Below are 23,131 nucleotides of genomic sequence, written 5' to 3' on the forward strand. Positions count from 1 at the left end.
GAACCAATAAACTAAAGCGATATGACATTTATTAAGCGAAGACAAAGACTAATAGACCGTTTAGGAAACATCTATGATGAAGACCTTCTGGATAAAATTGAAGAAATAATCGATGAAAAAGAAGGGCCGGATACCAAGGGTGTATATGACGAAGACGACGTTCTCCACTTCTCTCCCGAGCTAAAGGGAAGAATCGATGCTGCTTTGGAACAGATGCAGAATGGACAAACGTATACAGAAGAGGAAATGGATAAATTCTTTGACGAATGGCTAGGAAAAGAAGAATAAAATGGACGCAAAATTCTAAATTAGAAGTTAATATTATTATAAACTTCTTCAATAAGCGCAACGGTAGCAACAGATACAGCCACTATCTAAAAGGTGAAATAAAAGACACTTTGAAGTTAGTTGCCGCCCAGCCAATGATTGGTTATTCAACAGAATATCCACATATTCGTCAGGCACTTGTTATTGATGACTACTCTATATTTTATCATCACAGCGATGAACTAATTACTGTTCTTGTCTTCTGGGATAACCGGCGCGACCCGGCACGTTTGGCTTATACATTACGTAATCAGGACCCGCAATATCTGAACGAACCAACGGTTCCTTATGAAAAGCAAACGTCCTCAACAAACGTGAAAGATTAATAACGTTCAAAGTCATTAAGAGAAAAAGGAGTACCTTTGGAGAATTAATAACACCAAAACAAGAAAGAAACAGCCTATGTATAAAAATGGGAAATACCGGGAAACCGACAAAATGAGCGACCTTATCTGCGAGAACTATCCGATGGTTCTTGTGATGAGCCGCTTTGGTATTGCCTTGGGATTCGGAGAAAAGAATATCGGAGAAGTATGCCGCCAGAATGGAGTAGATGCCTGTACTTTCCTGACAGTCGTCAATTTCCTGACGGAAGAGATTTCCGCTCCCGTCACCAACGTAAGCAATTGCCTCTCCATTGAAGCATTAATTACCTATCTGCATAACGCACACGATTATTTCCTGAATTTCCGTCTACCGCATCTGAGAAGAAAACTTCTGGAAGCCATCGCAGAATGCCCGCAGGACGTAGCATTCGTCATCCAGCGCTTCTTCGACGAATATGCCGATGAGGTCAATAAACACATGTCATACGAAGAAAAAGTCGTTTTCCCGTATGTCCGCGGCTTGCTGGAAGGGAAAAAAGACCCGAAATACAATATCTCAATTTTCCGCAAACGGCACGACCAGATAGAGATGAAGATTATCGAACTGAAGAATATCCTCATCAAATATTATCCGGGCCCCGGAAGCAACCTGTTGAACAGCGTGCTGTTCGACATCTTCGCGACAGAACAGGACCTTGCCTCCCACAACCATGTGGAAGACTACCTTTTCATGCCTGCTATACTTGCTTTAGAAAAAACAATAAAATGATGCCCTATGAGCACCAATCTGAAAATCGTTATTGCTGAGCCTTCCGCCATTGTCCGCTACGGGCTGGAGACCATGTTGAAACGTCTCCCCGGCCTGCGTATCCAGGTATCAGAAATAGCGACTATCGAATCGCTTACGGAGGACCTCCGGACACACCATCCGGATGTCCTCATCATCAATCCTTCCATCCCGGGTTACTTCACTATCCCTCACCTGAAGGAGATGACGGGTTGCCCGGATATGAAATGCCTGGCCCTGCTCTATTCCGTAGCCGAACATGCCGTTATCCGGTATTATGACGACCAAATCAGCATATTCGACAGTGCAGACGAAATGAAGCTCAAACTGGAGCGCCTGCATGCCAAAAGCGAAGACGGCGAAGGGGATGGCGATGAACAACAGACATTGAGTACCCGCGAAAAGGAAATCGTTGTCTGTGTCGTCAAAGGAATGACCAACCGCGAAATAGCCGACCGTCTCTTCCTTTCCACCCATACAGTCATTACGCACCGGAGAAATATCGCCCGCAAATTGCAGGTACATAGTGCAAGTGCATTGACAGTATATGCCATTGTCAATAAGCTGGTAGAGCTGAGCGATATTCAAAAGCCACGGGAATAATCCGGTTCATACCGTATTAACATAACAAATACAAAAACCATCGTTTTTCTTATAATTAATCATAACCTTTCACCCTTTTTATCAAACAAACCAAACAATCGCCGGAACCACTCTGTTAAGAAGGAAGAGTATAACTAATATTGAATATCACATGAAGAAATTCTTTTTAATAGGGGCAACGCTATTATTATCCCTCTATGCAAGTGCACAGCATGTAGCATTAAAGAATAATATCGTCTATGATGCCACCGCCACTCCAAACTTAGGTCTGGAAGTGGGATTAGGGAAAAAGGTTACAATGGACCTTTCTGCAGGTTATAACCCATTCGAGTTCAACAACGACAAACAAGCCAAACACTGGCTGGCCCATGCAGGCGTACGCTTCTGGACCTGCGAGAAGTTCAACGGTACATTTATCGGTGTACACGCCTTGGGCGGACAGTACGACGTGGCCGGTTTCAAGCTGCCGTTCGACATGTTCAAGAAACTGCGCGACCATCGCTACGACGGTTATATGTATGGCGGCGGTATCAGTATCGGACATCAATGGATTCTGAGCAAACGCTGGGGTATTGAAGGCGAGATAGGTGCCGGTTATGCCCGTATGCACTACGACGAATATGCCAAAGGCAAAGACATGCCCAAACTCCGTACCGGCAACCACAACTATTGGGGTGTAACAAAAGCCTCCATCTCATTTATCTATTTTATCCACTAAAAACGAACAAACAAAATGAAGAAGTTATTCTATATAGCAACCGTTTTATTATGCTCCGCCTATGGGAGCATGCAGGCGCAGGTTGTCAGTCCCGACGGCATAGCATACAGCGACCTGCAAGTAAAAAAAGAGGGAAGCCAGGTGAGCCTGTCTACAACCGCCAACCTCAACAACATGCAACTGAAATCGCAGAACATGGTCATCATAACCCCGGTACTCCAATCGGCGGACAAGGCGCATAGCATCAAATTCGACCCGTTCGTGATTACCGGAAAGAAACGTATGAAAGCGCTCGACCGTGAGATGGGCTTCGGCGCAGAACCGTTCGAACAGACTCCGACAGTCATCTTCCGCCATAAAAAGAACGAGGCAGAATCTATCCCGATGACGCTGACCGTACCGTACGAAAGCTGGATGCGTAACGCCTCACTGGTCATGCAGGCCAATACGACCGGATGCGCTTCATGCGACGTGGCAAGCAATATCACTCCGCTGTCATCCCGTATCCTGCCGCCGGTTGTCGCACCGACCTACGAACTGAGTTATGTGACACCTCCCGCAGAGCCGGTAAAACAACGTAGCGAAACGCACTCGGCCTACCTTAACTTCGAAGTGGGTAAATCTGTCCTGCTGCATGACTTTAAGAACAATGCCGCCGAACTGAAAGAGGTTAACAAAATCGTGAGCGAGGTTCGTAACGACAAGAACCTGAAATTTACAGAATTCAACATCACCGGTTACGCTTCACCCGAAGGCGGTTACGAATACAACATGAAACTGTCTGAAAACCGTGCCAAAGCGTTTGCCGCTTATATGAAGGATAAAGAAGATATGCCTGCTTCATTGATGAAAGTCAACTGGGAAGGTGAAGACTGGATAGGCTTGCGCCAGGCAGTCAAGGCATCCAACCTGTCCAACCGCGATGAAATCCTTAAAGTATTGGAAGTGTCCGATATCAATAAACGTAAAGCGCAACTGAAAGCACTGAACGGTGGTAAGACCTATCGCATGTTGCTGGACGACTATTATCCTGCCCTGCGCCGCATTGACTACACACTGGCGTATATCGCCCGTCCGTTCGATGTGAACGAAGCCAAACAGGTTATCAAGACGAAACCGCAGTATCTGAGCCTGAACGAAATGTTCCTCGTAGCCAACACGTATCCGAAAGAAAGTGCCGAATTTAAGGAAGTATTCGATATCGCCGTACGCCTCTACCCGACCGACCCGGTGGCACAACAGAACACAGCCGCCCTCGAGATAGAACGCGGAGCCGACGATGCAGGTATCGCCCGTCTGCAAAAAATCAATACACCGGAAGCATGGAACAACCTCGGTGTAGCTTACGCCAAGAAGAAAGAGTATCAGCAGGCACTCGACTATTTCGGCAAAGCTGCCAACGCAGGCGTTAAGGCTGCCGCCCAGAACCGGGATGAACTGAGCAAATGGCTGGATGAACAATAAACATCAAAGATAACAAAGAAAGCCCCGATAGGCATCATGCTTACCGGGGCTTTTTGTATTCATATAAGTAGACAAAATTTATTCTTTTGCTTTCCACTCATTAATGAGTTCGTTGATTGTCTCTTTCACCGACATGATACGGCTGGTCTTCCAGGCATTGCTTCCGGCAAAGGCATATCCGTTTTCAAAGTTTCCTTTGAAAGCATTATACAGCGCCGTAACGATGCAGTATGGACTCTTCGAAATATCACACGTCTTGATGCAGTTGAACGGACACGCTTTCGGTTGCTTGATGCCGGCCTTCACCTTCTCGAGGAAGTTGCAATGGATGGCACGCCCCGGCATTCCGACAGGACTCTTGATTATCTCGATGTCCTTTTCTTCCGCCTTGATATAGCTTTCTTTGAAAGCATCGCTGGCGTCGCACTCGGTAGTAGTGACGAAACGGGTTCCTAATTGAACGCCCGATGCTCCAAGGTCCATCACGCGTTTGATATCTTCACCCGTATAAATGCCTCCTGCTGCAATTACCGGGATTCTCTTGTTGTATTTCTGTTCGAAAACAGATACTTCCTGCACAACCTGCGGAAGCAATTCTTCCAGTGAGAAATGTTCGTCTTCCAACTGGTTTTCCTTATAACCGAGGTGACCGCCGGCCTTAGGACCTTCCAGTACAACGGCATCGGGAAGATAGTCGTAGTTGTTCTTCCATTTCTCGCAGATGATACGTACGGCACGGGCGCTCGATACGATGGGCACCAGCTTCGTCACGCTGTCTTTCTTGAGGAACGACGGCAGGTCGAGCGGCAGTCCGGCACCGCTGAAGATGATATCTACCTTCTCGGCGATACTCGTCTTCACCAGTTCTGCAAAATCGGAAAGAGCCACCATTACGTTTACACCGATGATACCTTTTGCCTTTTCACGGGCTTTACGGATTTCTTCGGCCAGGCCCAGATTGCCTGCTTCTGTGTAATTGGGAGATAGCTTTTTATATAAAAGTCCGAGACCGGCGGCGGAGATAACGCCAATCCCACCTTCATTTGCTACGGCTGAGGCTAAGCCGGATAGAGAAATGCCTACGCCCATCCCACCTTGGATAATTGGGAAGCGAGGTTTCAAATCTCCGATTGTTAATGTCTTCATGAAAAATATTGTTATTAAATACGCGGCAAAGGTAGCACAATAAACCAAATGATGTGCAAAAAGGACCAATAATATTGCACAGGTATAATACTTTTGTGCAATATTATCGGTCCGTGGGGAAAAACGGGAGTTATTATCTTATTTTACGGGGATATATCCTACTTTTTTAACAGTCTCCTGGCCTTCGGCAGAGAGTACATAGTCGATGAAAGGTTTTACCCTGCCTTCGGTCTTTGCTTCATAGTAGTAGAACAAAGGACGGACAATCGGATAAGTCTTATTTTTCGCATTGGCGAATGAAGGTTCAACGAAACTTTTGCCGGCATCATAAGAAACATGCAGAGCCTTGACATCTTTGTTTACATAGGCCAGGCCAACATAACCGATAGCACCTTTGGTCTGGCTGACCGACTGGATAATGGCTCCGGTTGCAGGCATACTCAGGATACCGTTCATATAGTTCTTATTTTTCAATACGCTTTCCTTGAAAAACTCGTATGTACCGGATGAAGTCTCGCGCGAATAGGCTACAATCTTCATATCGGCTCCGCCTACTTCCTTCCAGTTCTTGATTTTTCCGGTGAAGATACCTTCCAGTTGTTCGCGGGTCAGGTTATCCACCTTATTGGAAGGGTGAACCACTACAGCCAGAGCGTCGTAGGCAATAACCACTTCCTTTGCATTCTTCTTTGCTTCCTGCAAACGGACTTTCTCGTCGAATTTCATTTTACGGGAAGACATGGCGATATCGGTCGTACCTTCCATCAGGGCGGAGATGCCGACACCGGAACCACCGCCTGTTACAGTCACTTTGGTTCCTTTATTCTTATTCATAAAGTTTTCAGCTTCTGTCTGGCTGACCGGCAAACAGGTATCACTTCCTTTAATTTTCTGTGCAAATACATTCGTTGCAAACAAACAGGCTGCCATAGCTGCCAAAAGAATCGTCTTTTTCATTACTCTTATTTGAATTAATTTCCTGATGCAAAGGAACAACACACGTATTTCAACTACATGAAACAGGTGTTACATTTGTGTGAATAAAAAGGTCAGAATTTGTATTGCAAACGAACCGTCAACACATTATCCTTACGGTCTTTCTCATATCCTTTTACGAAGTCGCTCTTTTCATTGAAGTTGAATTCGTAGTAAGCCTGGACACGGATATGTTTGTTGAAGCGGTATAAGCCGCCGATGCCTAATGTACTTTGGGCCAAATCTGTTTTAGATGTAAATGAGTTATCCGTACCTATTTCATTTCCTTTCAGCTTCGTATTCGGATCGTATACATCATATTTGAGTACGGCAGAGAATGGAGAAGTCCCGATGTCCTGTACCAGGTAGAAGAAATAACCGATAAAGGGGCGTTTGAATAACGCATTTTCGGGAAGATTCTCCGGACGTGTTCCGGTATTCGGGCTTTTGCTGCTGGAGGCAATTCCCGGCTGTGTGCCTAAAAGACCTTCGGCACGTAAAGAGGTTGTTCCCCATGAACTCAAGAAACAGAACTGGGCATCCATACCGATATATTCACGTTTCATATACGTACCGGTTTCACCTTTATCAACTTCGATAAAACGCTTGCCGTCCATCTCATAGGCAGTTGTAGTCGGGTTGTAGACGCCTCCGTTGTAATAAGAAATACCTGCACCCCATTTACCCCAGTTGCCGATTTCCTTGTCAGCACCTAGACGGCCGATAAAGTCTTTGCGGTTATCGGTTTCGCGGTTGATACTGTTTCCGGCAAACAGACCGGCATCCAAACGGAGGAAAGCGAGAGGACTTTCTTTTTTGGTACGCAGCGTCAGCATAGCACCCAGGTCACGTTCGTCCGGGAAGAAATACTGGATAATCGTTGCACGTTCAGGCGATTCCAGGCCACTGGTAGAGTAACCTATCTCATGTCCGAATGGACGGTTGAAGACACCGGCCATCAACTGGCTGCGTTTCGTCCAGGGGTCTTTAATGCCGATATAAAGGTCACGGAAACTGACGCCTTTGTCGTTAGCCTCAATCTGTACCGCTCCGGTTCCGATACCGTCGTTATATTCAAACTTCAGTCGTCCGCGGCGGATACCGATACGGTTAAAACCTTTATCCTCATGTTCATTCTTATCGCCGACTTTCAGGGTTGCATCCTCCTGTCCGTACTGAAATTGACCCTGGATATAGGCAGAAACTTTAAATTTACTTAGTTTCTGCACTATTTTATCCAGCGTTGCTGTCTCTTCCGCAAGCGAATCGATGCGGGCATCTATTTGTTCCGTGTTCTGAGCTTCCGTGAAAAAGGGAAGCAGCGCCAACAGGACAAGCGCCATTAATTTTGTTATCTTCATTCCTAACTTTGTTGGTTGCGTAGAGAGCACAAAGATAAAACCAAGTTGTTACATAGATGTTACAACCTGGTTAAAATCCTGTTAGTCAACAGTCAGGTTCCCGTGACCGGTTCTTTTGTCGGACTCGGCACGTTTTGCCAGTTCCTTTGTTGTCAGGGTGATTACCTTGCCGACCGGTTTACCGTCGCGATAGGTCACGATACGCAACCAGGTTGCATTTTTCGGTATGCTCAACGGGTCGGTATATTTCGGAGTATGGCTATCCGGGTCTGTATTATCGAATGTATAGTAAATATCCGTACCGGCAATCTCACTGCCCAGTTCCACCTGCAAAACGCCATCCTGCAAGTACGGGCTCACAATTGCATTGTACATACTGCGGGCATAGTTTATATCTGCCTGGTCGGCACGGACAAAATGTTTTTCGACCCGCGGCCAGAATTTCTCCCAATCCGTTTTAGACGGCCCGCTCCATAATACTTCCGACAAGGCCCATCCGCGCGGCCAGGTCATGTATTCGACATGACGGAAAGTAGGAAGCGATTCAGCCCACAGATTTCCCTGTCCACCCAGCACCATTTCGGCCGGAACGCCTTCCGGTATGGGATTGAAACTGTATGAATCTTTCAGACGGCACATAGAGTAGGTATCCGGTTCAACAGAAGGTTCCCCCTGCCATAAATCCAGGTAACAATGTTCCGTCGGAGTCATAATCACATGATGGCCGGCTTTAGCCGCTTTGATACCGCCTTCCATACCACGCCAACTCATTACGTTCGCATCGGGAGCCAGACCACCTTCCAGGATTTCATCCCAGCCGACCAGTTTCTTTCCTTTCGACTTCAGCAAATCGCCCATCCGGTGGATGAAATAACTTTGCAGCTCTTCTTCATTCTTCAGGTTCTCAGCCTTCATGCGGGCCTGGCAACGGGGACATTTATGCCAGAAACCTTTAAAACATTCGTCACCGCCGATATGTACATATTCATCCGGGAAAAGGGCGGCAACTTCCGTCAGTACCTTATCCATGAACTCGAATGTATAATCCTTTCCGATACAAAGCGTATTTTCATCTTCCCCATAGAACTTATTTCCGACATTCACGGCATCCGGGGCTTTCATACAGGCCAGTTCCGGGTAAGCGACCAACGCTGCGACGCTATGTCCGGGCACGTCTATTTCAGGAATAACACGTACATAACGTTTGGCTGCATAGGCCAGCACTTCTTTCACATCCTCCTGGGTGTAGAAACCGCCGTAGGTAGTCTCCTCTCCCGGTTGCTGACGTTCACGCTGCCACCATTGGCCCACACGGGGAGCACGCCAGGCACCAACTTCCGTCAGCTTCGGCAAGGACTTTATTTCCAGCCGCCATCCCTGATCGTCCGTCAGGTGCCAGTGGAAGACATTCATCTTGTATTCGGCCAGTTCATCAATATACTTCAAAACTTCTTCCTTGGTAAACCAGTGGCGGCTAACATCGAGCATCAGCCCGCGCCAGGGGAACTGGGGTTTGTCAGTGATTTCAGCACAAGGAATAGTCCATTTCTTATCTTCAGGCTGCACAGTCTTGCTTTTAATCTCTGCCGGAAACATCTGTAACAGTGTTTGCACACCATAAAAGATACCCGCAGGCTTATTGGCAGTAATAAGGATATCTGAATGTTTCACTTTCAACTGATAGCCTTCATCTCCTAAAGACGCATCCTCCACCAGCTTGAATTCTATTTTCCCATGCTTTTCTACCGGAAGCTCAAAACCTGTAGCAGGTGAAATTTTCTCATTCAAATATTCGGCAATTCCCACCAATGCCTGATTCGACTGATCGAGCGTAATCGCAGCATTACGGGTAAGCGTAAAAGAATCAGAGTTTACTTTCATTTCCTGCGGGACAGGAATCAAGGCAAGCGTATCACGCTCACTTACAGACTGACGGGAACAAGAAATACTTATACAGACTATTCCCGTCATTAAAAATGCATGTAATGACTTCTTCATTCTATTTCAAACATATTTACAATTAGTGCCCGAAGATAAGAATAGTTATTCAATTACCACATCTAATTCCGCACATTCAATCGTAAGAGCAACAATTACATTCGATGTTCGATAATAACGGGCAAGCCTTTGCTTCATTAATCGTGAAACGAAGTTTTTGTGTCTCCACTGTTGGGAAACGCAAGATTCGCTTATATCCGATTGTCGAACCCGTAGCCACAACCTGCCATTCATCACCGACAAAGGCTTCCAAAGTAAACGCTTTTACACGCTGTCCCAAGCAAATATATTCCTGTACCAGGAATTGATTGATCGCGGTAGGAACTTTAAAATCAAACTCCACAGAAGCAGAAGTCACCTCGTCATCCGTTGCCCAATAAGAATCTTTATTTCCATCGATTAAATGAGCAGCAGCAAAATCTTTCCCCCTCACATTCGAAGCCCTGACCTCTGCTTGTTGTGCTAAGTTTTCTTTGAAGTTATTCTGTAAGATCTTTGCAACTTCCATTAGGACAGCAGAATCGGTCGGGTGAACCAACCCACGTTTGTCGATCGGAATATTCAAATTCCAGGTAGCATTACGACCGACCGAATGATAATACACATCGAGTAACTGATCGACAGTCTTCACCTGATCATCTTGCTCTTCATGATAGAACCAACCCGGACGAATAGAAACATTCACTTCTGCCGGCACCCAATACGAACCATCTTCATGTCCATTCTGTAACTGCTGATAATGAGGCCATCCCGGCCAAACTTCTTCTCTTCGAAGCGTGCTCCAATTTGTCTCGCCTACCCATCCGGCCTCGTTTCCACACCAACGGACATCAGGACCTGCATCACTAAAAATTACGGCATCCGGCTGTAATTTTTTTACCAATTGATTGGTACCGGGCCAGTCATAATAGGTCTTACGATCTACGCTACGCGTCTCATCCGCCCCGCCATAATAACCGGAACCACCATTTGCACCATCAAACCAGACTTCAAAAATATCTCCGTAATTCGTCAACAGCTCATTCAGTTGATTTCTGAAATAAGTGATATAAGCTTCCGTTCCATATTCTTTATGATTTCTATCCCAGGGAGAAAGGTAAATACCCAACTTCAATCCATATTCTTTACAGGCGTCAGCCAGTTCACGCACTAAATCCCCATTACCATTCCTCCACGGAGATTGTTTCACGCTATAATCCGTATAAGCCGAAGGCCACAAACAAAAACCATCATGATGTTTTGCCGTCAGAATAACCCCTTTCATTCCAGCGTCCTTAAATAACCGACACCACTGCCTGCAATCCAGTTCCGACGGATTAAATAATTGGGGATCTTTATCGCCATATCCCCATTCCATATCGGTAAACGTATTCATACTGAAATGAATAAAAGCATAACGTTCCAGTTCCTGCCATTTAAGTTGGGCTTCCGTCGGAACAGGTCCGCATGCCTCCGGCGCTTTCGGACGTTCACAACCTGTTAAATTAAACAATGCGATCAAAACCAATAATAAACAATCTTTTTTCATCTTCTATTTATTTTATCAATCTGTTCATTCTACCATAAATAAAGCTCCGCTCCCTCCCTGCAAATCCACTTGAAAATAGGTCGTATCATCTTCTTTGCCTATAGCCTCCAGTGGTTCTTTTTTACCTGTCTCCGGATTTATCCAACAACAGCCTGTGGCACCGGCTTCAGCTAAGTCTATACCCAACCGGACACGCTGAGTCAAAGGAGCAGCCTCTTCCTCCAACTTCGAAGCATACCCGTTGGTGACCATGAAAAACGTCTTTTCGCCTTCCTTGAAGAAGCCCGGGTCGCCCTGCTCTTCCTTCGGTATGACATCAAAGAAACCTACATACAAATCGGCACCTTCCTCCGGCTCCGACACGATCCTGCCCTCAGCCTTTTTTAAGAACGAAGCCTCCGGATTAAGAACGGAAATCATCCCCGGTTTGCCTTCCGTATATTTGGTGGTACCCGGCACATAACGGACATCGGTTGTTTTCAAACGCACCAAATAATCGCCAATATGCAGACTCTCGCGATTGCAACGGTTCACCCAATCCATGTGTTTGGTCGGATGCCCGGGCATCCCCTGTTCCAGCAACAGTGACCAGTCGGTCGGTGCCGTTTGTCCGCCATAACCATCCCCTTGTAAAAAGCGGAACCAGTTCAGCCACTTCCCGCCAAACGTCCAGGTCATATAATAATACAGGCGCAATTGCGACTCGGTCAGTTTATAGGTTCCTTCGTTGACATACCCTTGCGAATATTGCCCGAACGCCATATAATCTTTCTTGTTGCCTTCCCATCCCCCTAACGCCAAATCACGGTATTCGGCCAGATGCCCGGCCATGTCTTTGGCTCCGATATAATTATCCTTATCCCATGTATGGAAATAATACCAATCGTAGGTCAACAAATCCGGCTTGGCAAGTTTGATGTAAGTCAACAGATTTTCCCGAGTCCACTGATTGGGATATTGATTATTATGAACCAAGACATCCGGATACAAACGACGTGCCACATCATACCACTCTTTCAAAAACTTCGCCACCTCAAACGAGTAGTGTTCTTCGTCCCCGAAACAGATCGTAGTCAGGTTATTCAAATACTTTAACTGGTCTTCCGAAAGGAATCCGTTCTTCTTTTCATAATCTGTCGGCCCTTTCTTCAACTGATCGGCATGAGGCGCTTTCGCTATTGCCCACTGGCTATCGGGAAATTCCTTGAAATAAGAGGTATTAATCAAGGGCGGTCCATAGAAAGTAGGCCCGGTAAACCCCGTCAGCTTCCAATCCGGAATCGACAGGTTATAGGCAGGTTGCCCGGCCTTTCTACCCAATTCATAATTATCGGTAGCCACCCAACACTGCAACTGTAACCCATGTTTGATCAACATACGGTTTGCACGATATGGTTCCGGTTCAACCACTTCTATTCCCGGTTCGTCCGTTCCCGGTTCCTCTTTTATCGGATCGTTATCGTCCGAACAAGACAGCATGAACAATGCTGCCAGTAACATCCAATGTTTCTTCATACACTTTCTATTTGATTACTGAATATATTTTTATTTTAAATAATGAATCAACAAAAAAGGATTACCCTCTTCATCTACCGAATCAAACTTTTCCCGTAACCGCTTGACCTGTTCCGGATACTTCGCCTCAAAATCATTATATTCATTCCGCCCCACCCAAAGATCTTTCAAATACCAGGCAGGCACCAACGAATAAATAGCTGTAGCGTCCATCCCGATCACCTCACCGAAACTGATCAAATACTCATCCGTATAAGTATCCAAAGAAACGACACGGCTTTTACCCTCCTTTTTGTCGTAAACGCCCATGACCTGTTGCCCGTCAAGGATGAAAGGAGCCAACAAGTAATGTTCCGTTTCCTGAAACCCTCTGAAACCAACCACATATTTACAGACCGGATTACTCCTCCGCAGTTCTTCGTATGGTTGAGCATCTTTGGCATCTTCGGGCCAACTCCTGTCGCCCAAATCAAACCGATATTTAGGGAAGAAACTGCCATCCGCTTCATCCATTTGATAAACCGTATAGTCCAATGCTTTCGTATAATAAAAATCCGATTGAAAGGAAGAAAACGGATATCGGCTGCCCAAGTCGAAACTATTCCATGAGGCGGGAATCATGAAAGTCTTCTGCTTCGTCTCCATCTTTTCAGACAGAACCCACACGTTATACGGATTTTCACAATCCTGGATATAATTTCCCATATACCCGACATAACGATCTTTGAACTGTGTAAGCCGAGTAAAAGCCTTAGGGGTACCGATCACTTTCCGAAGCTGTTTACCATCCAAATCAAACTTCATGATTTTCCGGTCGATCCGTGTAGCCACATTCAAACTGGCATCTGTCGGATCGATATATAAATCAGCCAATTGCAAATACTCATCCGGTCCTTGCCCATACTTTGAAATCTTATTGATATACTTTCCGGAAAGATCATAAATATAGACAGTGCGTGTCTTATTCGCATCCATCAAATAAATCCGGTCTTTATATCTGACAATCCTGTCTATATCCCCGAAAAGAGCCTCCTCACTATCCAGCCGGACAATCTCCAACCGATCCAATACGCCCCAGTCATGAATACTGGAAAGCTGGTTGCAATCGAGAGCTATAACAGGCAGGTCGGCCTTTTCTTTTTTATGGCTGCAACCACCCAGTATGCAGAACACCAAACCTAATACAAGACTTTTTCTCATGACAAACTACTGAAATGCTCTATATGTTGAAAAAACTTCATCCCTATATTCCTCCTATTTTTATAATTCTCGTTCACTTAAAAAGTTTCCCATAATCCAACACCCCTATCACCGGATTACTATCCTCTGTCAACCGACCATATAATTCATGGAACTCTGGATGGTTGTTGTCTTTTAAATCCTCTTTGATAAATTCCATATCCCCCACTGAAAGACAACGGGTCAAAGATGTATTAGTCGTTGAGGTAGCTCCAAAAGAGAACGTAGATAAAATAGTAGCTTTCTCCGGCCGTAGCATGCGTTTTTCACCTTGTTCCCAATCTACAAACAAGGTCATATCTTTACTTGGATATTCCAAACACCAATAACGGTCGGTTGCATATAATTCTTGTACCCCCATAGAATATCCATCCTCACGTGCCAAACGAATCCCGACAGCTGTCGCACAATCGTGTGGCGTTTTCTCCATCAATGCCTCTGCCGTAATATGTTTTAGGCCCCCTTCAACAAGGAAAGCCGGTTGCAAACGGTTTTCTTTCCATTGATATATCGTGTCAGAATTCATTGCCAACGCAAGAGAACTTGTTCCCGCATTATGTGCCAACAACATGGAATTGCTGCACCCATCCTCGCCTAATATCCGGAACGGAATCTGATAAGAGATTAAAGAAAAATCCGACTCGTCATAAGCGGCATAATTGTATTTTTCTTGTTTTGAATTAGAAGATAATAACAGGACAGTCTCGCCATTATTCACCGTAACGACTCCCGTACAAACCAAATCGAACTCAAAACGGATCTGGTCTATAAACTTATTATCCAATGTATACCGGAACACTCTGCTACTAGTCAAATCCAATATACCAATATGCCCTTTCGACTCATTCACATAAAACTTGCTCGCATGTGAATATTCTTCCGGTCCCGGTCCTTGTGTTCCTATTCTTCCTACATATTTTCCGTCTGTGTCAAATACCCACAATTTATCTTTATCATCCAGTATAAATATTCTTTCTTCTGTCACTTCTACTCCTAACACATTACCGACCAGACAACTGTCAGTTGTCTCTAACGGTACAAAATGATAAGCATATACAAAATCTTTATAAGCGATTGCATGCTCATCAAAATCGTTTACATGGATCTCTTCTATTGATACATCCGTATCCAAATCCTTATTTTTCTGTTGACAAGCTCCCAACCCCAACAAGAAAAACAAGAAAAACACACGCTGACTAATTATAAATGTGTTCATGGCATTCAATTATTATAAAAAAACATAAGTCACACTCCACGTTGCTGTCAACCGAACAGACGTACGCCTGTCGATCAAACAGAAGCGCCTCTGTCAGTCGAACAGGTGTACGTCTGTCGATCGAACAAATTATTCGATCTCCGGACGGTCGCTACCTCCACCGTTGCCAATGCGCAAAGCATGCTCGTATTCAATCACACGCGGAGACTTCAATAAGGTATTGCTATTGGAATACTGCGTAACAATACGGAGCGTATATGTACCTTCGGCTAATTCTGCCGGCACACGGGCAATCACCGTCTTCGGATCATTCTGTGTCAAGCGACGGGTCACAGCCGTTTCCACGCCTTTCGAATCGATAAAGAATACACCGACACCTTCAGCTTCTCCGGCAACCCGGATCTTTTCGCCGGAGATCAAGATATCGTCACCCGGTGTCATCGAACCGTCGGTCAAGCCGGTAGCCGTATCAGTCACCAAACCGATACGCGCGGTACTGTCTTTCACGCCCAGCACTTCCAAGCCAACTACCGAAAGGGCTTTCCGCAACTCGGCTGAAGGGCTTATACTGACTGAAACCTTATGTTTCTCGGGATTATACTTCTCAGTAGAACTATTCCATACTCCCCCCACACTCGGAGTATATTGGGCAACCCCGGTCAATACGCTGGTACCGTTTTGCAACAATTCACGGATAATGCGGTCGTGCTGGTTGATGACAGACAATAAAGTATCATACTTTATCTCAGAACCTTCCTCGATAATCTGTTTCGCGATGTCTTCGTTGCGTGATGTTTTCCCTACAGTAGATACTTCTGCTGTGTAATCGTTCTCTACGTCTTTGGTAAGCAGGTTCAAGTTCAACCATACTTTCCAGAATTTTGTGAATGCACTCATGATATTATAATTTAAATTAAACGCAACCATAAAGTTACGCTGGTTATATTTTCATTTGAATTTTCTTATTACCACCAAATCATTTCGCCTTTATTCAAGGTAAAACATCGCCCTACGAATTTCTTGTCTTTGTCTGCCAAATACAGCAAGGCATTTTGAGGAACTTCCGGGAAAATAATATGATTATTAGTTGCAATTTCAGTGCCGATATATTGCCATTGGTTAGCATTCCAATAAAAAAGAGAATAAGCAGCGCCATTAACAGGCCTTTTACGTGCTTCGCCGGAATACAAGCGGTCGAAAATATCTTTCGGTAATCGATCTTTGTTGGCCACAGCAGTTGACATTTCGGTCATTAAAGGTAATAGATAAGATACTACACATCTTTCCGTCGAATCATCCGCAGTCAAAAATCTTTTTTCACCTACCCTATCCACTATGAAAGGGTGATCAATCGGATATATATTTCCTTTTCGATAGACAACCGGCATGTAGAGCATTTCATTCTTCACATCTTTAAAAGTCGCTATCCTATTTTGATACGTATCAGTATAGGCTGTGGCCGTCCAATCATCCGAATAGACAGCAAGATAAACTGATTCTTCCACAGGAACCGTGTCTGCAACCTCTATCTCCACATCCGATACAGGCAGATATTCAGTCGTCACATCCATCATTCGACAGTCTGATAAAAAAGGTGGCAAATCATCCATTGAAATATGCCCTATCAACTGTTTTAACTTTTTATTAGCAGAGAATGTTTTTCTATACACTTTTCCCGGATAACGGGCAGGATTCATCCTTTCGGGGTTTTCAAAGTTATAAATCCGGAAAGGGTCGTATGCATATACCCCTTTTTCACGTCCCATAAACGGAATCATCTTCCCTTCTATATAAACCACATTCCATGAATGCCCACCGGTCGTATTTCCCCAACAAGGACTAAAATCAATCGTACAAGGATAACCTAACGTCCTTAACGGATACAACACGGACTTTGCCATGTGGTAGCAATCGCCTTTCGTCAATGTGTCCAAATAACTCCACGACAAATAGCGGGCTGGTATCTCTCCGTAATTAAAAGAAAAATCCTTACTCAGTAACGAGTTAATCGTATCACACACTTCCACTACATCCAAAGTGTTCAGAAACGAAAATTTATCCAAACATCTCTCCCTCCAATTTTCCAACGGTTCGTCTTCTATGACAGGTGGAAGCAAATATTCTTCAAACAAGCTAAATGGAATATAAGAAGTTTCCAGCCGTTTCTTATAAGTACTTACTGCCCTTTCAATGTCTTGAATTAAAAAAGATTTATCGATTGTCAAACATTCCAATTTTTCAGGAGGCAACTGTTCCTGCAAATGCAAATAGGCATAAAGACACAAAGAATTTCCGGAACTACGAAAATAAGCTTCGATTTCCTTATCATTTGTCTTCACGCATCCGGCGAAAACAAATGCTAGCACCCAAAACAAATATTTTATTTGCATATCTCCAAGCTTTATAGTTTTTTACCTATTCGACCATATCGAAGCCGTTTTGTTTCAGAATCAACCGAATAGCAAACAAACAACGACTTACCCACAATGAAATCTTCGGGCAATAATCCCCAATGGCGAGAGTCATTCGAATTCATCCAATTATCACCCAGCATAAAATAGTAGTTCTTCTTGAACACATAATAATCCAATTTTCTTCCATTGAGAAAAAAGGTCGAATCCTTATATTCCAAATCCATCCTCGTTTCATAATCCATACACCGCCAATACAACATATAATTATCTTTATTTAAAGGTATGGTATCTCCTTGCTTAGGTATATAAACTGTCTTTCGCGAACCAAGTTTACTATCCACATCCCATTTTCCATCCTCCATCGAAAGAGCATCTCCTGGAAGTCCCACACATCGTTTTATATAATAATTGCCTGTATTGTATATCATCCTCCAACCATTATCTACAAAAGGGAAATTGAACACAACCAAATCATTTCGCCGGATAGCCGACAACGAGAAAATCCGTTTTACCGAAACCGTATCCCGATCGGTATGCGCCAATCTCCAACCGGGGATGAACTGGCACGAAACGACATAGTCGCCTTTCAACACCGTCGGCATCATCGATTCCGACACGACATGCGAGAAAACAAACACCGAAGAACCTGCAAACAAAAAGACATTTGCCAACAAGAATACGATTCCTCCTATCATATATAAAGTCCTACGCTTCATCATTATAAGGATTTATGTTCTTTTATCAATTTCTCCATCTCCTGTTGTATATTGAAAGCCAACTCCGACTGGATGCGAACTTCTTTATTCACTATATGTTCTGCCCATTGAAGAGCTTGCTCTTTTTTTTCATATTGAAGGTATAAACGGGCTAGAAAATAACAAGGCAGAAGACGTTCGGGTACCAAATAATGGCCATTCAAAAAACTATCTTCCGCTCGTTTGAAATCATCCAAGCTTTGATAATTCATTCCGGCTAATATATAGGGGCGTAAATCACAACAATACGATTGCAGCTGATGGATCGCACAATTAGCTTCAAAGTATCTTTTTTCAACAATCAAGGCATCTATATAATTGGTCAAATACAAACGCTGATCGCGCAAATAACGATAACCTTGTTTAAATTCGTTTGTATAAACAGCTTTATTCCATACTTTCAATGCTTCATAATGCGCTAACCTGTTTCCAAACAAAAGGATAGACAGGCAGAAAAGCAACAACATAGTCGTTTTAGCCACCCAAAGATTCGGGCATCTCAGCGTTATCCCCGCCTTCTCGGATTGTACTGATAATAAAAAAGCAAATACGATCAAAAAAGGTAACAACCTGAGCGGATAAGAAAACAAAGAAAATATAAACAATACGATCAATGAACCGGTAACTCCTTTATGGGTATAGCGACTGTTCCGCAAAGCCATATAAAAAATAGCGATAAGGAATAAAATCCCTCCAATGCCTAACTCCACCCCTATATGGATAAATTCATTGAACGCATATTCCGGACAATCTGCCAACTTTTCATCCAAGGGGAATATGCCCGGTGTGGTAAAACAGGCAATCTGTTTCAATCCGTATGCTGCCGAAAAATTCCCCAAACCGACACCGGTAAAAAAGTGTTCTGCCAATACCTGGAGAGATACGAACCAAACCTGAAAACGCCCGAACACCGAGTTACTTTTCAATATAAACAAGAAATAAATAACAATAGCAAAAGTGATAAAACATAGAATAACCCAAACAATCTTTTGCCAGTTTTTTATCTGCTTCATTTTTTCAAGCCATCCATAATGCGATACAACGACATAAAGAGTTCCACAAAAAGAAGCAATCCATGCCGTCCTACTCATAGAAGCAGGCAAAGCGGCAACAAACAGCAAAAGCAAAAAAACCAATAAGCCTTTAATCCTTTGTTTCTCCTCATTCAAAAAAGCATATACTGCCAACGGAACACAAATGGCCAAAAAACCACCAAAAGGCCCCGGATTCAAAAAACTTCCAGTGATTAAAAAGTTAGCATGATAAGAAGGCAAAAGCCTATATATTTGAAGTATTCCCCAAACGGCCTCTATGCCGCCCACTCCCAATAAGGTAAACAAGACCGGACGTGCCGACAATCTTTTCACAGCAAAAACATATCGGAAACAGATATAATAAACATATAGCAAAATCGACAAGCACAAATACGTTTCAGAGATGGATGTCGATAAATAATAATTGACAGCCAAATAAGAGATAAAAAAGAAAAGGATTATATCCAATACAGATACACGAAACAGTTTGACTTCACCTTTCCGGAACAAAAAGTCCAAAACGGTAAACAACAAAATCACAAATACAGTCAAATAAAACCAACCGTACCGGTAATAGATTGCACCATACGCCCACTGGTTGTTGACAACAACTACAGCCAACAAAGGAGCAATAAGGGCTATCGTATATAAGTATTTCCAAATAATACCTTTCATATTTTTACATTTTAAGGAAATCGATACTCCTGTTTCAAAAAGTCTTTATCGCAACAATTTCCCTTTGAATATTCATAATGCGGGTAACGAAGCGAAGCCCCCTTAGGAATGGTGGAACGTATCACCACCATCCGACCGTTCGGAAGCAATAAGGAATCCCCCTTTTCCAATTGCACATCCGTTTTATAGTCCGCCCATATTTCTACAGCATCACGAATAAAAAAAGTTGTATCGCACAACTCCACATCGCTTTCAAACGTGGCTGTATTACGTATATAGCTGACAAAATTGTCCCAATACATTTCATTCATACCAATGATGTCGTCCGGATACATTGCAAACAAGAAAGGATATTTTTCGCCTTTCTTATAGACTAATGTATATGGAGTTTCTGTCTGCGGATATTCTTCAGAATAAAGTTCGTCCGCTTTAATCGGGACAATCCTGCATCTCTTCGGCATAGCCGCAGCGATATCCGGATGGTCGCTTTCACCTATCTGAAACAAGATGACATTATCACTTCCGGCTCTTTTTATCAATTCGTTCAACCAATTAAAGAACTTCACTAAACAAGTCGAACATATATTCACGTCGTACCTCACCAAAATATAGCTGTCTTTGGGTTGAGAAGCAAGAAAGGACGAAATTCGTTGATTCATAACTAGCGGCTTATAGGTTGCCTCCTGATTCTTCCGCAGGATATAACCGAGATAATGGTTGATTTCTTCATAATTGGCATTCGAAACCACCAGATCAGAATTTTTCCTTTCCAAGCGAGTAAGGCGAATCTGCTGATAAACAGTTTTGTACAACAAATAACCGTTTAACAGGACAAACAGAACGAGCAAGGCTGATATAACTGTATTTTTCATTTGAATCGACTCAAAAGTTTATCGTAATCGTACAACACCAATACCGGGTTGTCTTCCTCTTTCAGATTTTTATATAACTCTGGTACTTCCGGATGGTTGGTGGAACGAATTTCTTTCTCTGCCACAAAAAACATTTCTGTTGAGAGACAACGGATTAAATATTTCTCATCAGTACAACGCAATTCATTGTAAATATGCAACAATGGATTATTGCTTTCCAACAGCCTATATAAATATCCCTTATTCTTATGCCTGTTCCAAAATATGTAATCGCAATAGCCTAGTCCGAAATATTCCAAACAAAGATGATTATCAGTAGAAAACCCACGTCCTACCCCCATGGAATAACCATTCTTGTTCAACTTCTTCTGAGCTTCATCTATAAATTTGTACGGAGCATATTCTTTTACAATTTCAGATGTAGGATGTTTTAAACCGCTTTCTAATACAAATCGAGGGGAAATTGTTCCGTTTTCATATTTATAAATCGTGTCATTGCAATACGATATAATGTAATGTTCCTTTCCTGCATTATTATTTTTAGGGAAAGGAAAACTTTCATTCTTTTCACCTAAAGCAGGCCAAGGGAATAGAGTTACTTTTTCAGTCAATGTTTCCTCATCCACACACAAATATTGATATGGAGCAAATTTCTGACCATTACTACATTCTAACAATAAAGTATTTTTATCCATAAGATAACAGTTTCCTGAGAACAATGATCTTGACCTCAACTCTAACGACAAGCGATCCAAATAATTTCCTTCCAAATCATAACGGACCACTTTTCTCGTTGCCAAAGAAATCATAGAAATATATTGTTTTTTCGGATGGATATAAAACATATGTGCTCCTATATACTCTTCGGGACCAGGTCCTTTTTGTCCGATCTTTCTTACAAATTTACCATACTCATCAAACACAAACAGGTTTTCTTTTGCATCCAAAATGTAAGTACATCCCTTATGCCTTTGTATTTGTTCTATTTTATCAATCAAACAATCTTCTGTCGTTTCCAATCGCACAAAATGAATGGAGTTAACCACATCCTCCTCCGTTATTTTTTCAATATCACCCTCTTTGATACTGATGTATTGCAAATCACCAATATCTACCCCGGTTTTCATTTTTCCTGTACAGGAAACCAAGAAAGAAAAAACAACAAATAATAACAATGTCATTTTCATTTGCATTTCTATTAAAAAAGATTATACCTATAGCATAATCAATTTAGTGGAATAGAGTTTATATAGAATACGACACAAGTACACTGATTTACATACATTTAAATCTTATTCCATATAATATCTAAATTTACCTCTAAGAGCCTGTTTTAATTTTCCAGAAATAATTTTATATAGGCTTTATCGACCTGTTTTAATTTTCTTTTCGGCCTATTTTCCCGTTTTTATTCGTCACATAGCCCGCTATGCTTCTCATAAAAACTGAGAAATATCCTCGAAAACAAATCTCAAAACAGTGTCGAGCAAAATTTAAACAGGCTCTAAAACTTTCTACATTTATATTAAATTGTCATGGGAATAGAACATCACTTTGCATATGAGCTTTCTCACAACAATTATATTGATCCGGATTACATACAGGTACACGCACTGTCACTTCACCTTCTACAGAACCACCTATATTCACACTAAACTTAACTTCCCCATTTATAGTGATCTGTCCTTTAACAGTTGTTACATAATCATAGTCTTCTACAGCATACCTTCGATATTTATAAATATCACAATTAGCTACATCATCTCCAGACATACTTGCTTGCGTCTTTTCAACATTCAATAGATCTTTTCTACCATCCTGTACCACAAAAAACACATTAACACCAGCCAAAACAACAGCCGCCATCAAACCTATCGAATACATTACATTTTCATATGTAAATAAATTGCGCTCCCTATCTCAAGAGAGCCGTTTAAACCATTAATAAATTGATTTTTTTAGAGTTCAGACAAAACAAAAGAGAGCACTTGTATAGATACAAATGCGGTTGGCTATTATCTTTGGGCATTTTATAATTTTACAACAGCTAAGAAAAAAAATTTCATACACGCGTTAAAGGACTCGCAGTCTTGACCGCTTAGCAGTTGAGATCAGTTTCATGAGCGACCTCTTGCTGTTTCTTACGACAACAAGCCAGTAAAAATCGACCTTCTCTAT

The 23,131-nt window shown here is 42.9% G+C and carries 21 protein-coding genes; 6 read left to right on the forward strand and 15 right to left on the reverse strand.

Going from position 1 to position 23,131, the window contains the following annotated elements; all coding sequences use genetic code 11:
* The first annotated feature begins 21 nt into the window (after positions 1–21).
* The 6 genes from C825_RS25660 (at position 22) to C825_RS25685 (ending at position 4,225) form a co-directional block, all read left to right on the forward strand.
* On the forward strand, positions 22–288 hold the full coding sequence (locus C825_RS25660) for a hypothetical protein (protein ID WP_009859737.1): 267 nt from the start codon (positions 22–24) through the stop codon (positions 286–288).
* The gene (locus tag C825_RS25665) at positions 267–653 is read left to right on the forward strand and encodes a type II toxin-antitoxin system RelE/ParE family toxin (protein WP_010800665.1); all 387 of its coding nucleotides are present in this window, start codon (positions 267–269) and stop codon (positions 651–653) included. The genes C825_RS25660 and C825_RS25665 overlap by 22 nt, the downstream gene beginning before the upstream one ends.
* A 76-nt stretch (positions 654–729) precedes the next feature.
* Positions 730–1,422 carry a hemerythrin domain-containing protein gene (locus C825_RS25670; RefSeq protein ID WP_010800666.1) on the forward strand — a complete coding sequence of 231 codons (693 nt, stop codon included), beginning with the start codon at positions 730–732 and terminating at the stop codon, positions 1,420–1,422.
* 6 nt (positions 1,423–1,428) lie between these two features.
* Positions 1,429–2,043 carry a response regulator transcription factor gene (locus tag C825_RS25675; protein ID WP_010800667.1) on the forward strand — a complete coding sequence of 205 codons (615 nt, stop codon included), beginning with the start codon at positions 1,429–1,431 and terminating at the stop codon, positions 2,041–2,043.
* Between the two features lie 151 nt (positions 2,044–2,194).
* Complete coding sequence (locus C825_RS25680; protein ID WP_009859741.1) at positions 2,195–2,761, forward strand: DUF3575 domain-containing protein; 567 nt, start codon at positions 2,195–2,197, stop codon at positions 2,759–2,761.
* A gap of 15 nt (positions 2,762–2,776) precedes the next feature.
* On the forward strand, positions 2,777–4,225 hold the full coding sequence (locus C825_RS25685; RefSeq protein ID WP_010800668.1) for a DUF3868 domain-containing protein: 1,449 nt from the start codon (positions 2,777–2,779) through the stop codon (positions 4,223–4,225).
* 78 nt (positions 4,226–4,303) lie between these two features.
* Here C825_RS25685 and C825_RS25690 read toward each other — a convergent pair whose 3' ends face one another.
* The 15 genes from C825_RS25690 to C825_RS25760 all read right to left on the reverse strand — a co-directional run bounded on the left by C825_RS25690 (position 4,304) and on the right by C825_RS25760 (position 22,837).
* Positions 4,304–5,371: an NAD(P)H-dependent flavin oxidoreductase gene (locus C825_RS25690; protein WP_009859743.1), complete on the reverse strand. Its 1,068-nt coding sequence runs from the start codon at positions 5,369–5,371 to the stop codon at positions 4,304–4,306.
* Between the two features lie 138 nt (positions 5,372–5,509).
* Positions 5,510–6,328: a phosphate ABC transporter substrate-binding protein gene (locus C825_RS25695; protein WP_009859744.1), complete on the reverse strand. Its 819-nt coding sequence runs from the start codon at positions 6,326–6,328 to the stop codon at positions 5,510–5,512.
* Positions 6,329–6,420: 92 nt separating this feature from the next.
* A complete protein-coding gene (locus C825_RS25700; protein ID WP_044215098.1) occupies positions 6,421–7,707 on the reverse strand; it encodes a putative porin in 1,287 nt (428 codons plus the stop codon).
* An 81-nt stretch (positions 7,708–7,788) separates the two neighbouring features.
* On the reverse strand, positions 7,789–9,705 hold the full coding sequence (locus C825_RS25705) for a beta-N-acetylhexosaminidase (RefSeq protein ID WP_010800670.1): 1,917 nt from the start codon (positions 9,703–9,705) through the stop codon (positions 7,789–7,791).
* A gap of 76 nt (positions 9,706–9,781) precedes the next feature.
* Positions 9,782–11,233, reverse strand: a complete 1,452-nt coding sequence (locus tag C825_RS25710) for an alpha-L-fucosidase (RefSeq protein ID WP_010800671.1) — start codon at positions 11,231–11,233, stop codon at positions 9,782–9,784.
* Between the two features lie 24 nt (positions 11,234–11,257).
* Positions 11,258–12,748, reverse strand: a complete 1,491-nt coding sequence (locus tag C825_RS25715) for a hypothetical protein (RefSeq protein WP_010800672.1) — start codon at positions 12,746–12,748, stop codon at positions 11,258–11,260.
* 30 nt (positions 12,749–12,778) lie between these two features.
* A complete protein-coding gene (locus C825_RS25720; RefSeq protein ID WP_010800673.1) occupies positions 12,779–13,948 on the reverse strand; it encodes a DUF4934 domain-containing protein in 1,170 nt (389 codons plus the stop codon).
* Positions 13,949–14,021: 73 nt separating this feature from the next.
* The gene (locus C825_RS25725; protein WP_010800674.1) at positions 14,022–15,203 is read right to left on the reverse strand and encodes a DUF4934 domain-containing protein; all 1,182 of its coding nucleotides are present in this window, start codon (positions 15,201–15,203) and stop codon (positions 14,022–14,024) included.
* 129 nt (positions 15,204–15,332) lie between these two features.
* Complete coding sequence (locus C825_RS25730) at positions 15,333–16,130, reverse strand: DNA-binding domain-containing protein (RefSeq protein WP_010800675.1); 798 nt, start codon at positions 16,128–16,130, stop codon at positions 15,333–15,335.
* Positions 16,131–16,168: 38 nt separating this feature from the next.
* On the reverse strand, positions 16,169–17,593 hold the full coding sequence (locus tag C825_RS25735; RefSeq protein WP_010800676.1) for a transglutaminase-like domain-containing protein: 1,425 nt from the start codon (positions 17,591–17,593) through the stop codon (positions 16,169–16,171).
* Between the two features lie 11 nt (positions 17,594–17,604).
* Complete coding sequence (lepB, locus tag C825_RS25740; RefSeq protein WP_228100157.1) at positions 17,605–18,336, reverse strand: signal peptidase I; 732 nt, start codon at positions 18,334–18,336, stop codon at positions 17,605–17,607.
* The gene (locus C825_RS25745; protein ID WP_010800678.1) at positions 18,336–20,081 is read right to left on the reverse strand and encodes an O-antigen ligase family protein; all 1,746 of its coding nucleotides are present in this window, start codon (positions 20,079–20,081) and stop codon (positions 18,336–18,338) included. The genes lepB and C825_RS25745 overlap by 1 nt, the downstream gene beginning before the upstream one ends.
* An 11-nt stretch (positions 20,082–20,092) precedes the next feature.
* Positions 20,093–20,953: a hypothetical protein gene (locus tag C825_RS25750; RefSeq protein WP_009859755.1), complete on the reverse strand. Its 861-nt coding sequence runs from the start codon at positions 20,951–20,953 to the stop codon at positions 20,093–20,095.
* Positions 20,950–22,140: a DUF4934 domain-containing protein gene (locus C825_RS25755; protein WP_010800679.1), complete on the reverse strand. Its 1,191-nt coding sequence runs from the start codon at positions 22,138–22,140 to the stop codon at positions 20,950–20,952. The genes C825_RS25750 and C825_RS25755 overlap by 4 nt, the downstream gene beginning before the upstream one ends.
* Positions 22,141–22,486: 346 nt before the next feature.
* Positions 22,487–22,837, reverse strand: a complete 351-nt coding sequence (locus C825_RS25760; RefSeq protein WP_010800680.1) for a hypothetical protein — start codon at positions 22,835–22,837, stop codon at positions 22,487–22,489.
* Positions 22,838–23,131: the final 294 nt, after the last annotated feature.

Source organism: Parabacteroides sp. ASF519, assembly GCF_000364265.2.
Taxonomy (GTDB): domain Bacteria; phylum Bacteroidota; class Bacteroidia; order Bacteroidales; family Tannerellaceae; genus Parabacteroides; species Parabacteroides goldsteinii.

Bases quoted from the DNA above. Each gene is read 5' to 3' on its own strand.
- C825_RS25760 (WP_010800680.1), bottom strand. From the start codon at position 22,837: ATGTATTCGATAGGTTTGATGGCGGCTGTTGTTTTGGCTGGTGTTAAT.
- C825_RS25710 (WP_010800671.1), bottom strand. From the start codon at position 11,233: ATGAAAAAAGATTGTTTATTATTGGTTTTGATCGCATTGTTTAATTTA.
- C825_RS25670 (WP_010800666.1), top strand. From the start codon at position 730: ATGTATAAAAATGGGAAATACCGGGAAACCGACAAAATGAGCGACCTT.
- C825_RS25695 (WP_009859744.1), bottom strand. From the start codon at position 6,328: ATGAAAAAGACGATTCTTTTGGCAGCTATGGCAGCCTGTTTGTTTGCA.
- C825_RS25690 (WP_009859743.1), bottom strand. From the start codon at position 5,371: ATGAAGACATTAACAATCGGAGATTTGAAACCTCGCTTCCCAATTATC.
- lepB (WP_228100157.1), bottom strand. From the start codon at position 18,336: ATGATGAAGCGTAGGACTTTATATATGATAGGAGGAATCGTATTCTTG.
- C825_RS25665 (WP_010800665.1), top strand. From the start codon at position 267: ATGGCTAGGAAAAGAAGAATAAAATGGACGCAAAATTCTAAATTAGAA.
- C825_RS25680 (WP_009859741.1), top strand. From the start codon at position 2,195: ATGAAGAAATTCTTTTTAATAGGGGCAACGCTATTATTATCCCTCTAT.
- C825_RS25685 (WP_010800668.1), top strand. From the start codon at position 2,777: ATGAAGAAGTTATTCTATATAGCAACCGTTTTATTATGCTCCGCCTAT.
- C825_RS25720 (WP_010800673.1), bottom strand. From the start codon at position 13,948: ATGAGAAAAAGTCTTGTATTAGGTTTGGTGTTCTGCATACTGGGTGGT.
- C825_RS25745 (WP_010800678.1), bottom strand. From the start codon at position 20,081: ATGAAAGGTATTATTTGGAAATACTTATATACGATAGCCCTTATTGCT.
- C825_RS25725 (WP_010800674.1), bottom strand. From the start codon at position 15,203: ATGAACACATTTATAATTAGTCAGCGTGTGTTTTTCTTGTTTTTCTTG.
- C825_RS25675 (WP_010800667.1), top strand. From the start codon at position 1,429: ATGAGCACCAATCTGAAAATCGTTATTGCTGAGCCTTCCGCCATTGTC.
- C825_RS25750 (WP_009859755.1), bottom strand. From the start codon at position 20,953: ATGAAAAATACAGTTATATCAGCCTTGCTCGTTCTGTTTGTCCTGTTA.
- C825_RS25755 (WP_010800679.1), bottom strand. From the start codon at position 22,140: ATGAAAATGACATTGTTATTATTTGTTGTTTTTTCTTTCTTGGTTTCC.
- C825_RS25705 (WP_010800670.1), bottom strand. From the start codon at position 9,705: ATGAAGAAGTCATTACATGCATTTTTAATGACGGGAATAGTCTGTATA.
- C825_RS25660 (WP_009859737.1), top strand. From the start codon at position 22: ATGACATTTATTAAGCGAAGACAAAGACTAATAGACCGTTTAGGAAAC.
- C825_RS25730 (WP_010800675.1), bottom strand. From the start codon at position 16,130: ATGGTTGCGTTTAATTTAAATTATAATATCATGAGTGCATTCACAAAA.
- C825_RS25735 (WP_010800676.1), bottom strand. From the start codon at position 17,593: ATGCAAATAAAATATTTGTTTTGGGTGCTAGCATTTGTTTTCGCCGGA.
- C825_RS25700 (WP_044215098.1), bottom strand. From the start codon at position 7,707: ATGAAGATAACAAAATTAATGGCGCTTGTCCTGTTGGCGCTGCTTCCC.
- C825_RS25715 (WP_010800672.1), bottom strand. From the start codon at position 12,748: ATGAAGAAACATTGGATGTTACTGGCAGCATTGTTCATGCTGTCTTGT.